A 976-nucleotide genomic window follows, 5' to 3' on the forward strand; every position below is an offset into this window, starting at 1 on the left:
TCTGTTGCCAGGTGTGTTGCTTGGTTTGGTTGCTCATACCGACCTCCATCGATTAAAAGTGATGGAGGTAGTGTGTCGCGGTTAAATCTTAAATTATAGGTGCTGTTTCATGGGCGCTTACGTAGAAAGTTAAACCGCTTGCAATAGTTGTTTAGGAGGTACGCCTCCGATAGCCGTATGAGGCCGTTCATTGTTATAAAGCCAAAGCCATTCTGTCGCAAGTTGTTGTGCTTGTTCAACGCTATCAAACAGATGTAAATCGAGCCATTCGTGGCGTGCTGTGCGATTAAATCGTTCAATATACGCGTTCTGTGTTGGCTTACCTGGTTGAATGTAAAGTAGCGTGATTCGACGCTTCTCTGCCCAGTTTATCAACTCACCAGAGATATACTCAGGACCGTTGTCACAGCGAATGGCAGCAGGTTGTCCACGCCACTCAATCATTTGCTCTAGTGTCCGTATAACACGCAGGCTCGGCAGTGACAGATCAACCTCAATACCCAAACCTTCACGGTTGTAATCGTCAATGACATTGAAGGTGCGCAGTGACCGGCCATCGGACAGATTGTCCGACATAAAATCCATTGACCATACCTGGTTGATAGCTGTGGGTACGCTCAACGCATCCGGCTTATCACGTTTAATGCGCCTCCTTGGTTTGATTCTCAGGTTCAACTCAAGCGCTTTGTAGATGCGATAAACCCGCTTGTGGTTCCAGGTGAAGTGCTTCACATTACGCAAATACAAAAAGCATAAACCAAACCCCCAGCGTCGGTGAGTTTCAGTCAGGCGTAACAACCAGTCAGCAACCAACGCATTCTCGCCGCTGAGTTTGCACTGGTAGTGAAAGCAACTCCCCCTCTGGCAGGATAGTTGTCACTACTTAAAATTTAACCAGTTGGGGCGCTAAGGCTTTTTCGTGCCAAGTTATAGTGAAGAACGTAAACAAGCGATCTTGAGTAAGTTATTGCCGCCA

The 976-nt window shown here is 47.0% G+C and carries 1 pseudogene; it reads right to left on the reverse strand.

The annotated features are described in order from the left end of the window. Positions 1–129 precede the first annotated feature (129 nt). Positions 130–855, reverse strand: a pseudogene (locus tag DN062_RS18380) (IS3 family transposase); the annotation flags it as partial. Positions 856–976 lie beyond the last annotated feature (121 nt).

It is taken from the genome of Nitrincola tibetensis, assembly GCF_003284585.1.
Classification (GTDB): Bacteria; Pseudomonadota; Gammaproteobacteria; order Pseudomonadales; family Balneatricaceae; genus Nitrincola; species Nitrincola tibetensis.